A 12,988-nucleotide genomic window follows, 5' to 3' on the forward strand; every position below is an offset into this window, starting at 1 on the left:
AGGCCTTACGGATGTGTCTCCCTGATTTTTTGCAAAATGCGTTCCGCCAACTGCTTCGCGTCTTCTCCCTCTACTTGCTCGCCGTCAACTAACACGTACGGGAACAAATAACAGGTTCCGCAAGAGGTAAGGCAACCGTACTCATACACGTCGCATTCCACTTGTTCTTGGACTTTCCGGATCGCTTCCCCCGTACCTAAACTAGCGTTATTCGCACAAAATTCAAGGATCGGTTTCATCTTCCGTCCTCCCCATGAAGAAGCATTTAAATTTTTGACTTTTTGTAATATAATAAGGCAAGAAAGGAGTTGAGCACAATGAGTGAACACGTACAAGATAAATTGTATGATGAAGTATTGGAAGTATTGGACAAACTGCGGCCTTTCCTGCAGCGTGACGGTGGCGACGTTGAGCTTGTCGACGTAGAAGACGGCATCGTGAAACTGAAGTTGATGGGTGCCTGCGGCAGCTGCCCAAGCTCCACGATCACCCTCAAAGCCGGGATCGAACGCGCCCTGTTTGAAGAAGTGGAAGGCGTAGAAGAGGTTGTTCAAGTATTCTAATTAGCACTCCATAAATGCATCGCTCTTCAGCAGGAGGGTTTAAACGAACTCGGCCTCCGGCAATTTGCCGGAAGGCCGGGTTTTTTGTTATGGCTTCCCCTCTGATTCAGGTTCAGGTGTTGGTTCAGGACGGCTTAATCCATGGCCGGATCGGGTCAAGCCCACCGGAGATGTCCATGATATTGCCGGTGATGAAATCCGAGTCCGGATGGCACAAAAAAGCGATCACCCGAGCGATGTCCTCCCCGCTTCCTGGACGCCCCAGCGGCGTCTCTCCGTCCTGGAGGCCCCGGACTTCATGGATGGACATCTCCTTCTTGTTCCCGCGAATGTCGCCGGGGCAAACCATGTTCACGGTAATGCCGTAAGGCGCTTCCTCGACGGCGAGCGTTTTCGTAAAGGACACGAGCCCGGTTTTGGCGGCGGCGTAAACGGCCCGATGCGGCCAAGCGCGTGATTCAGCGGCATGGCCGAAGCCAAAATGGATGATCCGCCCCCACTTTTTCTCCCGCATCCCCGGCAGCACGAGATGATCCAGCAGCAGAGTGCCCACAAAATTCCCTTCGATCATCCCGAGCACTTCACTCTGGCTGTAGTCGGCAAATAGCTTGCGTTCGCGGATAAACGGTCCGGCATTGTTGACCAGGATATCAATCGTACCAAGCTGTTCCTTCACCTGCCGGGCCAGTTCTTCAATCTGCTCCCGGCGCGAGATGTCGGCTTGCACTGCGATACAGCGGACGCCCAGCCGCTCGATGTCCGATCGGAGGGAGAGCGCTTCCGCTTCACTATGTACGTAATTCAGCGCGATATGGCACCCTTGCTCTGCCAGGGTCAGCGCTGTTTTTTTCCCGAGGCCCTTGGCGCTCCCGGTAATTAAGGCAACTTTGCCGTGCAACGTTCCTTCTCCTCCTCCCAGGTGCAGTACACCCTTAAGTATAAAAGATTTAAGGGATTCTCACAAACGGCTGCGGCGCTACGAACCATCTGCCCGTTCCTCTCCCCTCACCTCACAACGTTACAACACTCTGCCAAATGCAAAAATACAGTTGATTTCCATCAAAAACGCCCAAACCACCGCCTTCAAATGTAAAAGTACAGTTGAAATCACGTCAAAAGTGTATCTTAGGGCCGATTCACCTCCAACGAGATGTACTTTTACATTTCATTGTCCCAAAATCGCGGTTTTACCGAAAATGAACTGTACTTTTACAGTTGAGAGGGGATCAGCGTGCCTCCATCGGGCAGTAAAGGGTAAAAAAAATCCCGCTGCACCCGCAGCGGGACATTTCTGCTTCATACCTACTTAGAATACAGGGACAAGCGCACCTTCGTACGTGTCGTTGATGAACGTTCTAACTTCATCGGAAGTGAGGGCTTTCGCCAGCTTCTGGATCGCGTCAGAATCCTTGTTGTCCGGACGGGCAACCAGGATGTTCGTGTATGGCGAATCCTTATCCTCGATGAACAGAGCGTCCTTCGTTGGATTCAGCTTCGCTTCCAGCGCGTAGTTCGTATTGATCAGCGCCAGATCGACTTCAGCCAATTGACGAGGCAACATCGCTGCGTCGGCTTCGATGATTTTCAGGTTTTTCGGATTTTCCACGATGTCCTTTTGCGTTGCGGTGATCCCGGCGCCATCGTTCAGCTTGATCAACCCTTGCTTTTGCAGCAGCAGCAGCGCGCGGCCGCCGTTGGTCGGGTCATTTGGGATAGCGACTTTCGCGCCGTCCGGAAGCTCCTCAACGGATTTAAATTTGTTGGAGTAAGCGCCAAACGGTTCAACGTGAACCCCTACGACCGAAACAAGATCAAAACCGTTTTGGGCATTTTGTTCGTCCAGGTAAGGCTGATGCTGGAAGTAGTTCGCATCCAGTTCTTTTTCATACAGCTGTACGTTAGGCTGTACATAATCAGTGAATTCTTTGACCTCCAGCTCAACGCCCTCTTCCTTCAGCTTCGGCGCGATAAATTTCAAAATATCGGCATGTGGTACAGTAGCCCCTACAACCAGTTTCACCGGCTCGGCCGAAGTTGGGTTATTCTCCGCAGCATTCCCTTCCGCTGCAGACGATTCTCCTGCCGTGTTTCCTGCGGCTCCATTATTAGCAGCGTTATTACCGCAAGCAGCCAGCACCATAACCAATACGAGCGTTAACAAAGATAAAGTCCATTTTTTCATTGCAGGTTCTCCCCCTTAAGAGTGTTTTTTTGAATAAGGATAGTTCTATATATTTATGTTTCCTTATTTCCGCGTAAAAAAGATCACCAGCCGGTCTCCCAGCATTTGCAGCACCTGTACCAGAATCACCATGAAAACGACCGAAACGATCATGATCCCCGTCTCATACCGGTAGTAGCCGTAACGGATCGCCAGATCGCCAAGTCCGCCGCCGCCCACCATACCCGACATTGCGGTATAGGAGACCAGCGTAACTACGGTGATCGTCATGCCGGCAATCAGGCCGGGCAGCGATTCCGGCAGCAGCACCTTACGGATGATCTGGAATGAGGAAGCCCCCATCGCCTGAGAAGCTTCGATCACCCCACGGTCCACCTCGCGCAGCGCCGTCTCCACCAGCCGGGCGAAGAACGGGGCAGCCCCGATCACCAGCGGCGGAATCGTCCCTTCGACGCCGGTGGATACACCCATGATGGCCCGCGTGACCGGGATCAACGCAACGATCAAGATGATGAACGGAACCGAGCGAAGAATGTTAACGACCAGCGAAATCAAACGGTAAACCCATCCTAATACCAAGGATTGGGAACGCGAGAAGGTAAACAGCAGCACCCCCAGCGGGAGCCCGATCACGAAGGTGAACAAGGTGGCATACCCCATCATCTCCAACGTATCCAGCGTGGCCGCGCCCATCTCCGACCAATCGATTGCTCCGAGATCCAGACCTCTCATGATTCGATCACCTCCACATCAAGATCGCGTTCCCGCAGGAGCGACAGTGTACGCTCCACCCGGTCATCATCACCTTCGAACGACACGGTCAGTTGACCGTACGGGGTATCCTTGATCGTGGAGATCGTCCCTTGCAGAATGGCGAAGTTAACGCCGGTTTCTCGCACGACCTGGGATAACACTGATTCGTAGGTTTTTGCGCCTAAGAAGGTGATCTTCACCAGTCTGGACCACGCCGGAGGCGGAACAGAAGACGGCAGCCGGATGCCCTCATCCCCCGCTGCACCCCGGTGAATAAACTCCCGGGTCACCCCATGCTTCGGCTTCAGGAACACCTCCGTCACCGGACCTTGCTCCACAATGCCGCCTTCGTGAATGACCGCCACGCGATCGCAGATGCTTTGGATGACGTGCATCTCATGCGTAATCAGCAGGATCGTCAGTTGGAACCGCTGGTTGATGTCCAGCAACAGCTTCAGGATCGAATCCGTCGTCTGCGGGTCAAGCGCCGAGGTCGCCTCGTCGCATAGCAGCACGTCCGGATCGCTGGCCAGCGCTCGAGCGATACCAACGCGCTGCTTTTGACCGCCGGAGAGCTGAGCCGGATACTTGTGGCGGTGCTCCTCCAAGCCGACCAGAGCCAGCAGCTCATTCACCTTCTCCGCGATCGCCGCCTTCGGCGTTCCGATCAGCGTCAGCGGAAAAGCGATGTTATCGTATACCGTCGCCGAGGAGAGTAGATTAAAATGTTGAAAAATCATTCCGATCTTGCGGCGCTGCTGCTGCAGCTCACGTTTGCCAAGCCGCGTCAGCTCGACCCCACCGACCCACACCTCGCCTTCGGTTGGCCGCTCCAGCAAATTGATGCAGCGGATCAACGTGCTTTTGCCAGCGCCAGAGTGGCCGATGACGCCAAAGATTTCCCCTTTGCGAACGCTCAGGTTTAACCCGGACAGCGCGGTGGTCGCCGTTTTTTTCGTGCCGTATATTTTAGTAATCCCTTTAAGTTCAATCAATCGGCTAACCTCCTGTACCTAGCATAAACAATTATCGACCGGCGTATGAAAAAAAGAAAAGAGCCCTCACAGATTCAAAGGGCTCTCTTTACGTAAAGACAATGCCTTCTCATCTGCCAAAACCATCTGCTGCAAACGCATCGGTTTTGAAGGAATTAGCACCATGACATTCAGTCCGTGACGAGTGCGGCTACTCCTTCCGCCATCACGGGTGAATCGGTTGCTGGGCTTCATCGGGCCTTTCCCTCCGCCTCTCTCGATAAGAAAAATATGAAATTATCAGTAGATGTAAACTATTGATGAGTATAATGAGTTTTGCCTATTTTGTAAAGAGGAAAAATAAGAAAGGCGATCGGATTAGATCGCCGTTATTTTTTTCCAGCGCTGATTGACGTAATCAAATGTCGTGAAATATGTGTCGCACACCATGCGGTAGCCCTGCTCCAGCTCGCGGATATGCTGGTCCAGATCCTCCAGCGCAATCTTCCCAAACAGCGCTTGATGCCGCTGCCACAAATCGTCTTTCATTTCGGAGTTCATGTAGTGGATCTCCGTGTTTCTCCGGCGCCGCAGCACGCCAAGCGCTTCCCGGTTGGTTTCCTTAATGGTGTTCAGCCGGTTCCCAAGCTCGGTATGGGTCTTCAGATAAGCAAACTGGCGCAGCACGGTAAAATAAGAAAAATGCGTCTTCACCTTCGACGTTTTCAGATCAAACAGCTCGTTCAGCACCGTCCCCAACTTGTCCAGCGCCGAGAACACTCGAATGAAGCCGTCCTTGTAGAAATACACGTACCGCGCGTAATCAGACCGCTCTACCGGATCCATATCCTCGACGGATTCCGTCCGTACCTTTTGGCGGAAATAGGTTGCCGCATACAAACATTGTTCGAGCTCATCCAACGAAGAGATCAAGCCGTGTACCCAAATCTCCAGCTTGCGGAAATCATGGGAAGGATCCTGATGCTCCTTGATTTCCTTTTGCAGCAGCCTGATCGTTTGCACCATCGCGTCGATCGTTTCGGCCAGCCGGCCCTCGTTTTGCCGAGGCGGCTCGCCCAGCAAGCTTCGCAGCATAGGCATTCCTCGTTTCACAGAAAGTAGGATTTCCAACGCTGATCCACTAAGGACACGATGTCCTCCTGCGGGAACAGCTCATCCGGATAACCCGGCTTCATGCGGGCATCAATCACGAGCGGCAGTCCATAGGCCAGATGATGCTGGCGCACCTCGGAAGCGGCGTAAATGTCGCTTGCTGGATTAAACCGCGTAAACACCGTCCACAGGAACGCCGTCTGATCATGAGCAGCCGCTTCTGCGTTATCCACCAGCACCACAAAAGGCCATGCGGTCCCGCGCTCGCGCAACCGACCAAGCAGCCGATGGGCCAGCTCCGGCTCGTCCTCATAGGATGCACCGGAAACGACAAGACATCCATCATGAAAAACTTGGATTTGATCGATTTCGGCGATTTCGCCTTCTTCGTACGCACGAGGCAACTCGCGCACCGGATCGCCAACGCCGATCAGAATCGCCTTACTGCCGTGGTTCAGTTTATGGCCGGTATAATCCAGCGTATCATGCGACGTATTGTTGAGAATAAACAGATCCGTACGTGGATCGAAACGCTCCAGCACCGTCTTAAGCAGCAGGCGGAAGTCCGCCAGATCGATCAGCTTGTCCGTCAGCATGAGGACTTTGGTCAGCGACAGCTGACCTTCTCCCAGAATGCGGAACGCCGATACCAGCGCTTCGCGGGAGTAGCTTTCGCGAACCACGGCCGAGCTGAGCGCGTGGAACCCGCTCTCCGCATAAGTCCACAAGGAGCGCACATTCGGCATGACGATCGGAAACGCTGGGGATAGCAGCTTTTGCAGGAAATCGCCTAAGTAATAATCCTCCTGGCGTGGTTTGCCAACGATCGTTGCCGGATAGATGGCATCCTTGCGATGCCACATGTGATTGACGTGCAGCACCGGAAACTCATGCTGCAAGGAATAGTAGCCGAAATGGTCGCCGAACGGCCCTTCGAGTCGGCGTTCATGCGGCGGCACCAGGCCGGAGATGGCAAATTCAGACTCGGCCGGAATTCGGTGGCCGCCGAGCGGATTTTCCGCCATCGGCAGCTTCTCGCCCAGGATAAACGAAGCGACGAGCAGCTCGGACAGATGCTCAGGAACCGGCGAAATCGCCGAAGCGACCATGGCGGGTGGCCCGCCCAGGAACACGGAAACCGGCAGCGGTTCGCCCCGCTTCTCGGCTTCGTGGTAGTGGAAGCCGCCGCCTTTTTGGATTTGCCAGTGCACACCGGTCGTCTGATCATCGTACAATTGAATCCGGTACATGCCCAGGTTGTTTTCCTTTGGCTGCAGCGGATTTTCCGTATACACAAGCGGAAGCGTGATAAAAGGGCCGCCGTCCTTCTGCCAGCTTGTCACTTTCGGCAGATCCTTCAGCGGCGCTTCCGTCCGGCAGACCTCGAGGATGGGAGCTTCGTTTTTGGATACGGTCTTCATACCAACCTTCAACACGTCGCGAATCAGCCCGCGCTCGTTCCAAATTGCTTTGGGTGTCGGCGGCAAGAGTTTATGTATAGCCTCGACCAGCTGGTTAGCAAGCATTTCGGGGCGGGGACCAAACGCCATTTCCACCCGGCGTGGCGTCCCGAACAGGTTAGTTGCCACCGGGAACGGCGTTCCTTTGACGTTGGTGAACAGCAAAGCCGGACCCCCGTCATCAATGACCCGCCGGTGAATCTCGGCCAACTCCAGGTAGGGGTCGACGGGTACGTCGATGATGGCCAGGTCGTTTTCTTTTTGCAGCGCATCGATCCATTGCCGCAGGTTCTTGTAAGTCATCTCGTTGATCCTCCTAATGAGACGGGGTTGTTGCCCAGTCGTTGCAGTACGTTTACTTATAGAGAAAAGTATACCTTACCTAAGCGGCTGCCTGAGCGTCTGTCATTCTACAGATTCATGACAATCGCAACTCGCCGCCTCGTTGCTGGAGCTTGTCGCCCTCAGCCTGTGAGTTAGACCGCCTTGCCGGTCGGCGGTGCCTGGACCTCAGCCGTTCGGCTCAGTTGCCAGGTCCGAACGCTAAGATAGCATAGGACGCCAAATAAAGCGGCCAACACGAGAATGTGCGCCAACGAAGCAAACAGATAGACGTGGTAGTTGTTTAGCGTGAGCACGATGGTCGCCCCGGTAAACACCTGAACGATCACCAGCAGCGTTGCGGCGACGCCCAGCTTGCGGATTTCCGGCAGACCGGGGTGCTTACGGAAGGCAAAGTGCCCAACCGTGGCGATCACGACCAGCAATAGGGCGGCCGCGACCCGATGGATGAAGGCGATGCCTTCCCCTCCGGACAAACCGGGAACCAGCTGTCCGTTGCATAACGGCCATCCGCTGCACCCGCCGGCCGAGTCCGTATGGCTGACATAAGCCCCAATATACACAACAATATACGTGTAACCCGTAGCCAACCAGGTCAAGTTGCGGAACGCTTTGGACACACGGGCCGCGGGAGCATGGACTTGGACCTGATCCAGGGCAGGGTCTTGGGCTTTGGACGCCTTACCAACTTGTCCGCGTTCTTCCTGGCGGACGCCTAACACCAGCATGACCGAGCTGGCAAAGGCGATTAATGAGAACCCAAAATGCAGCGCCATAACGGCGGACGAGGTAGGATAGATCACCGCCATCGCCCCCATGACGGCTTGGACCATCACGAAGATCAAGGCTAGCAGGGAGTATAATTGCAGGTCTTTGCGGTTTTTTCGGTACAACCAAAAAGCGACAAACGCCGCCAAAGAAAATAATCCAGCCGCCCCGCTGACGGCACGATGAGAATACTCGATCATGGAAGCCAGCGTATGTGCGGGTACAAATTTCCCGTGACAAAGCGGCCAATCATTGCCGCAGCCCAGCCCCGATTCCGTTTTGGTCACCACGCTGCCGCCCAGCGTGGCCAGGAACATCACGAAGCAGGAGGCGTAACTCAGCCATTTCAACAATTTCGTATTCAAACGGTTCACACCTTTTAGTTAATCGCTAAATCCCCTTCATTATAACCGATGATGCAACTTCTTTCATAGAAAATGTTGAAAAATAGACACCGCCGCAAGAGGAATTCCTGCGGCGGTGTGATGGATATAATGGCGTTTTACAAAGTATCCCGAGTTTCCGGTGTGTCATGCAGCGTATGGTACACATCCAACGCTTGGTTTAGGAAATTTTCAATCTCCTCGCGGGATTTGCGCAATTTATTAACGAACCGAACCAACTCGCGCCCATCGGTATAAGCGACAAAGCTGGGGATCCCCAAAATATTCTGCTCCTGGCTGACATCGCCAACCTGATCGACATCGACCTCAATCAGCGTCAAGCGACCTTCGTACTTCTCCTCGACCTCTGGCATAAACGGATCTATAAATTTGCAATCCCCGCACCAATCAGCTTTAAACACAGCCACAATTAGGTTGCTGGATTGAATGCTGACTTGAAATTCCGCGGGGGAAGTTATTTTTTTCATTCGATAAACCTTCCTTTCCATTAAGGTACTTCTAGTCAACCAAAACCGGGAGTGGAAGTCAAATCTTTCGGACATACTGGTAATGTATTATGCCTTGTCAGCGGACAAATATTCGCGAGTCGGAGGAAGGGAGGGCGGAACCCAATGGGCGATCCCCGTCAGACCAAGCGGAAGGCAATCCAGCTGCGGAGATTGGTGTTTCGCCTGCCCGCCGTTTTTTCAACCATGCTTCGAAGCAAAACCGCCTCGTTCTCCGATTCGTCCCGAATGCGGAAAGAGACGGTTTCTTTGGGCTGGAACGAGGCGGCTGCCAGCACGGTGATCACCGAAATCGAGGAGCAGCTGCGGCGCACCGCCCCCTCCAGACCCGCATCGACTGGGGAAGAGTACAGCGCCGAGGATTTGCGACTGGTCGAAGCCATCGCCGAGGAGACGCGGTTGGCCGGGGCGAACAACATCAGCCGGACGGCGGCGTACCTCGCCTGCTATCAAACCTGCCCGGAGCTGCATTGGGCGTTCCTCGCGCATATGGTCTCGCGGAATGCCGGCTGGAATATGACGGACCTGCACAGCAGCCGGATGGCCGATGTCGTCGACGCCGAGGAGAGACGGCTCACCTATCGGTTTCTGGAACGCAGCAACGCTTTGATTTTCCAGGACGCCTACCCGCAGCTTCGGTTGTATATGAAGAGCCGGGAGCTTGGAGCCAGCCGATTCCACCTGCTGCCGTTTTTTCACGTCTCTCGTTTTATGCGTCCGTTCTGGGAACGGTTCTGGATCGATCGCGGCAGCGCTTTGCTCACCATCGGACTGATCATTAACGAGCAGAACTATATCGAAAAACGCGTGGTCCGCCACCCCTACTTCCAGAAGCACGTCACGGGAAAAATGAACTTCCGCCTGTTCAGCCTGGCTGGATTAAACCAGGTGGTGTTCCCGCTGATTGAACAGGCGAAGGGCGACGGGGCTGCCGGCGGGAAGGTGCGCCGCTTAGCGGGGCGCACCGTCTCCGACTTCGGCAGCCTGCCGGCCCGCATCGCGTTAGGCAAGAGCCTATACGCGATGCTCATGGGCTACCGCGCCGCCGTCTCTTATTCAACTCTAGATGGGGATAAGAGGCCGAGCCGGGAGGATAATTGCAGGTCTTTTGGGGTTTTTCTGGTCAACCCAAAAGAGACAAAAGCCGCCCAAGAAACGGCGCGGAGCGGTTCGCCGCGAGCGTGCCGCACAGCGGCTCGCGGGCGGACTATTGGCCGGAGCTGTTCACGGCCAATTTAGAAGAAGCTCTGACCACCAAGGTGCAGGGGTCAGAGCTTCTCGCCCAGGAGACGCTGCCGCCGGGCCAGCGTCTCTACAGCCCCAAGCTGCTCAGCGCTTGGGGCGACACCGCCTACGAGCCAATCACCCGGGAGGATTGGCTCAAGGACACCCGCGCGCTGGACGGCATCAGCGCGCCAAAAGCGCCGTTCCTGTGCGACATCAGCCGGTCGCACAGGAACGGCATCCTCGAGACCGCATTCGTGCACGATGCGGTGGAGGAGCGCTGACCCGCGGTCTCCCTATCCCGCGGGTCTGCCATGCCACGGGCCAGTCAATGCCACAGGTCTCCCACCTATGGGTCGCCACCAGCAGTTCGTCTATCGCAGTTCGCCCACCCTTGGTCCAGCAGTTCGTCCATCTGCAGTTCGCCCACCCTTGGCCAGCAGTTCGTCTATCCGCGGTTCGCCCACATGCGGGTCCCCCTCTCTCCAGCTCACTTTGCACCATTATCCCGTATGATCAGGTACCTGGAAAATAGCCCACCAAAGAGATAATCACACAAAGGGAACAAACGCCCCACCACCCTGAGCCGGGAGCTCGATGTGATGGAAGAGTGCTTACCCTAGGGGCTAGGAACCCCTTGTCCAGCCCCCTTTGCACCATTATCCCGTATGATCAGGTACCTAGAATATAGGCAAAATGCCAAATCGGGAACGCACTCTGCTACTTCTACTCACCTGAACAAAAGGGATAATCATGCAAAGTTCATCCGACTATCATCTAACCTGAACCAAAGGGATAATCATACAAAGGCAGCAAACGCCCATCCAAACTGAGCAAAAGGGATAATCATGCAAAGGGGTCTGACAACCACCTGTTCTGAACCAAAGGGATAATCGTGCAAAGGCAGCAATACGCCACACCACCCTGAGCAAAAGGGATAATCACGCAAAAGGCGCCAAGCACGACTTCCCTGGCCTGAATCAAAGGGATAATCATGCAAAGGCGCCTATAGAGAAAGAGTCGTAGAGGGGAGGGACCGGCGTTATCCCGCTTGCCGGCCTCCGCGCTGCAACCGCATCAGCGGGGAGAGGATTTTGCGCAGGGGGGCAGGGTAACCGGCCAGTTCGTCCTTTCGGACGACGCGCAGCAGGATGAGCAGTACCGGGTACAACGCGACCACCGCCACGCCTACGATGCAGCAGGTCAAGAAGAAGGCGACCCGCGCCGGCATCAGATCAACCATCTGGATCCCGGCTTGATTCAAGCCGTAGCCGACACCGGACAATGCAACCACCGTCACCAGGAACCCGCCCCAGCGGCTGCCCATCAATGAGAACGGCACGATTTGCTTCATCGCCCGTACATTCAGCAACGTGATCACAAGGAAACAAAGCCCCGTGGCGATAATGATGCCATAAATCCCCCAAAACTGCGCCAACACATAGCTGGCCGCCAGCTTCACGAGAATGCCGATCGCCACATGCACCATCGACAAATTGGCTTTGCCTACGCCCAGCAGGATCGAATTGCTGGTCATCATCGTAATTTGGAAGATCGTCGCAAACGTCAACAACGCCACGATGCTGCTGCCGTCCCGGGTGCTGAACAGCAGCCCGTTGACGGAGTAAGCCGCCGTGCCCAGCGCAAGGATGATCGGCATCCCGCTCAGCACCGCAACCCGCATCGCCAGGGTCACCTGACGTTGCAGATGCTCCTGGTCTTTGCGCGCGTATGCGGCGGAGATGATCGGCACCAGCGATTGGCTAAGCGCAATCGCCAGAATCGGCGGAATCCCGGCGATCATCTGCGCGCGGTTCCCGAGAATCCCGAGGATGTAGGTGGCTTGTCCGGAACCGATTTGTCCGGTTAGCAGCGGCTTCAGGATCGAGTTGTCGATGAAGTTAACCGCCGGGACGGCCAGCGCAGTGAGCACGATCGGAATCGACAGCTTGAAGATCTCCGCATAGATTCGCTTAAACGATATACGCGCGGCGTCGTTCTGCGGCTTCACTTGTCCCTCGGTCTGGTCCTTCCGCTGTAACTTCATGCTGTAAACCAGCATCACGATCAGTGCCGCCACACCGCCGAGTACTGCGCCAAACGTCGCGCCCGCCGCGATCTGTTCGCCCGAGTATCCCCAGTTAAACAACACAAACGCCAAAATAATGCCGGTGGCTACCCGCACGATTTGCTCAATAACCTGCGACACGCCACCGGCGATCATGATGTTCCGCCCCTGCAAATAACCGCGGATAATAGCGATTAGCGGGAAGAGTAGCAGCGCTGGAGCTAATGCCCGAATGGCGACGACCGATTCCGGAACGCCGGAAGCCTTGGCATAATAAGGCGCCAGAGCAAACAACAGCACGAACATCACCACGCCTGCCGCGCCTGCAAATAAAAGCGCCGCTTGATAAACGCGACGTGCTTCCTCCGGCCGGTTTAGCGCATGCCGCTCCGACACCATTTTGCTCAGCGTACTTGGAATCCCCGCTGTCGCTAAAGTTAACAGCATGAAATAAGCCGCATTTGCTTGCGAATACGACGCATTCCCGATATCACCGAGAATGTGCTCCAACGGAACGCGCTGGAACAAGCCGAGCACCCTCGCGATCAGGGCAGCCCCCGCTAATATTAACGTACCTTTAATGAACGATTCCTTTTTCGACAAAACCGATTCCTTCTTTCCCGCAATCCTG

At 55.1% G+C, this 12,988-nt stretch carries 13 protein-coding genes and 1 riboswitch; of the genes, 3 read left to right on the plus strand and 10 right to left on the minus strand.

What is annotated here, in order from left to right:
- Positions 1–5: 5 nt before the first annotated feature.
- Entirely contained in the window at positions 6–239 is a 234-nt protein-coding gene (locus BN3277_RS04505; protein ID WP_059041096.1) for a YuzB family protein, read from the minus strand.
- 78 nt (positions 240–317) lie between these two features.
- Here BN3277_RS04505 and BN3277_RS04510 point away from each other — a divergent pair, with 78 nt between their 5' ends.
- Positions 318–563 carry a NifU family protein gene (locus BN3277_RS04510; RefSeq protein WP_059041097.1) on the plus strand — a complete coding sequence of 82 codons (246 nt, stop codon included), beginning with the start codon at positions 318–320 and terminating at the stop codon, positions 561–563.
- A gap of 124 nt (positions 564–687) precedes the next feature.
- Here the strand turns inward: BN3277_RS04510 and BN3277_RS04515 are convergent, their stop codons facing one another.
- The 8 genes from BN3277_RS04515 to BN3277_RS04550 form a co-directional block, all read right to left on the minus strand.
- Complete coding sequence (locus tag BN3277_RS04515; protein ID WP_059041098.1) at positions 688–1,461, minus strand: SDR family oxidoreductase; 774 nt, start codon at positions 1,459–1,461, stop codon at positions 688–690.
- A gap of 408 nt (positions 1,462–1,869) precedes the next feature.
- Positions 1,870–2,745, minus strand: coding sequence for a MetQ/NlpA family ABC transporter substrate-binding protein (locus BN3277_RS04520; RefSeq protein WP_059041099.1), 876 nt, complete (start codon positions 2,743–2,745; stop codon positions 1,870–1,872).
- A gap of 63 nt (positions 2,746–2,808) precedes the next feature.
- Positions 2,809–3,477 (minus strand): methionine ABC transporter permease, encoded by a 669-nt coding sequence (locus BN3277_RS04525; RefSeq protein ID WP_059041100.1) that lies wholly within the window; start codon positions 3,475–3,477, stop codon positions 2,809–2,811.
- Positions 3,474–4,493: a methionine ABC transporter ATP-binding protein gene (locus BN3277_RS04530; RefSeq protein ID WP_059041101.1), complete on the minus strand. Its 1,020-nt coding sequence runs from the start codon at positions 4,491–4,493 to the stop codon at positions 3,474–3,476. Before BN3277_RS04530 ends, BN3277_RS04525 begins: the two co-directional genes overlap by 4 nt.
- Before the next feature lie 106 nt (positions 4,494–4,599).
- Positions 4,600–4,759, minus strand: a riboswitch (SAM riboswitch).
- Between the two features lie 91 nt (positions 4,760–4,850).
- Positions 4,851–5,567, minus strand: coding sequence for a Cthe_2314 family HEPN domain-containing protein (locus tag BN3277_RS04535; RefSeq protein WP_059041102.1), 717 nt, complete (start codon positions 5,565–5,567; stop codon positions 4,851–4,853).
- Positions 5,568–5,581: 14 nt separating this feature from the next.
- Positions 5,582–7,348, minus strand: coding sequence for a UbiD family decarboxylase (locus BN3277_RS04540; protein ID WP_059041103.1), 1,767 nt, complete (start codon positions 7,346–7,348; stop codon positions 5,582–5,584).
- 173 nt (positions 7,349–7,521) lie between these two features.
- Complete coding sequence (locus BN3277_RS04545; RefSeq protein WP_059041104.1) at positions 7,522–8,520, minus strand: COX15/CtaA family protein; 999 nt, start codon at positions 8,518–8,520, stop codon at positions 7,522–7,524.
- A gap of 137 nt (positions 8,521–8,657) precedes the next feature.
- Complete coding sequence (locus BN3277_RS04550; RefSeq protein WP_059041105.1) at positions 8,658–9,026, minus strand: thioredoxin family protein; 369 nt, start codon at positions 9,024–9,026, stop codon at positions 8,658–8,660.
- A gap of 144 nt (positions 9,027–9,170) precedes the next feature.
- On the opposite strand from BN3277_RS04550, the gene BN3277_RS04555 reads away from it, so the two are divergent.
- Positions 9,171–10,304 carry a DUF2515 family protein gene (locus BN3277_RS04555; RefSeq protein ID WP_392396614.1) on the plus strand — a complete coding sequence of 378 codons (1,134 nt, stop codon included), beginning with the start codon at positions 9,171–9,173 and terminating at the stop codon, positions 10,302–10,304.
- The gene (locus tag BN3277_RS26390; protein ID WP_059041106.1) at positions 10,247–10,573 is read left to right on the plus strand and encodes a DUF2515 family protein; all 327 of its coding nucleotides are present in this window, start codon (positions 10,247–10,249) and stop codon (positions 10,571–10,573) included. The genes BN3277_RS04555 and BN3277_RS26390 overlap by 58 nt, the downstream gene beginning before the upstream one ends.
- A 758-nt stretch (positions 10,574–11,331) precedes the next feature.
- Here BN3277_RS26390 and BN3277_RS04565 read toward each other — a convergent pair.
- Entirely contained in the window at positions 11,332–12,960 is a 1,629-nt protein-coding gene (locus BN3277_RS04565; RefSeq protein ID WP_059041107.1) for a putative polysaccharide biosynthesis protein, read from the minus strand.
- Positions 12,961–12,988: the final 28 nt, after the last annotated feature.

The organism is Paenibacillus rubinfantis (assembly GCF_001486505.1).
Lineage (GTDB): Bacteria > Bacillota > Bacilli > Paenibacillales > Paenibacillaceae > Fontibacillus > Fontibacillus rubinfantis.

Excerpts from the sequence above, each read along its gene's own strand:
- BN3277_RS04505 (WP_059041096.1), bottom strand. The coding sequence starts at position 239 with ATGAAACCGATCCTTGAATTTTGTGCGAATAACGCTAGTTTAGGTACG.
- BN3277_RS04510 (WP_059041097.1), top strand. The coding sequence starts at position 318 with ATGAGTGAACACGTACAAGATAAATTGTATGATGAAGTATTGGAAGTA.
- BN3277_RS04520 (WP_059041099.1), bottom strand. The coding sequence starts at position 2,745 with ATGAAAAAATGGACTTTATCTTTGTTAACGCTCGTATTGGTTATGGTG.
- BN3277_RS04525 (WP_059041100.1), bottom strand. The coding sequence starts at position 3,477 with ATGAGAGGTCTGGATCTCGGAGCAATCGATTGGTCGGAGATGGGCGCG.
- BN3277_RS04535 (WP_059041102.1), bottom strand. The coding sequence starts at position 5,567 with ATGCTGCGAAGCTTGCTGGGCGAGCCGCCTCGGCAAAACGAGGGCCGG.
- BN3277_RS04540 (WP_059041103.1), bottom strand. The coding sequence starts at position 7,348 with ATGACTTACAAGAACCTGCGGCAATGGATCGATGCGCTGCAAAAAGAA.
- BN3277_RS04550 (WP_059041105.1), bottom strand. The coding sequence starts at position 9,026 with ATGAAAAAAATAACTTCCCCCGCGGAATTTCAAGTCAGCATTCAATCC.
- BN3277_RS04555 (WP_392396614.1), top strand. The coding sequence starts at position 9,171 with ATGGGCGATCCCCGTCAGACCAAGCGGAAGGCAATCCAGCTGCGGAGA.